A 581-nucleotide genomic window follows, 5' to 3' on the forward strand; every position below is an offset into this window, starting at 1 on the left:
AGGTAACACAGTAGAAGCTGTTCGTTCCTTGGTTCGTGACATTCATTACGAAGATTGGCTGTACGAAACCTCAGCCAGCCCGAAAGCCGCTGAAATGCGCATGAAGAACGTTTCGGATCTCTACTCTTGGATTGTGGCCGACTTAGAAGGTGACAATTACGACCAAGAAGAGAAAACGCTGAAAGAAGTGGTTCAACGTTTGACCTTGCGTGACATGATGGAACGCGGCGAAGAAGACGAAGACAGCGATGCCGTTCAATTGATGACATTACACGCATCAAAAGGTCTAGAGTTTCCTTACGTTTATTTGATTGGTTCGGAAGAGGGCATATTGCCGCATCAAACCAGTATTGATGAAGATAACGTCGAAGAAGAGCGACGCTTGATGTACGTAGGCATCACCCGCGCACAGCGAGAGCTGGCGTTTACCATGTGTAAAGAGCGTCGCCAGTTTGGTGAGTTGATCAAGCCGACTCAAAGTCGTTTTTTGGATGAGCTGCCGTTTGATGATGTCGAATGGGAAGTGAACAAAAAGCCTGTGTCTCAAGAAGAACGAATGGCAAAAGGTCAGGCGCACATTG

The 581-nt window shown here is 47.3% G+C and carries 1 protein-coding gene; it reads left to right on the forward strand.

The window, feature by feature from the left end:
- On the forward strand, nucleotides 1–581 hold a 581-nt coding region (locus tag R7040_RS28415), incomplete at both ends, for a 3'-5' exonuclease (RefSeq protein ID WP_318097881.1).

The sequence above is a fragment of the Vibrio sp. 1069 genome, from assembly GCF_033340555.1.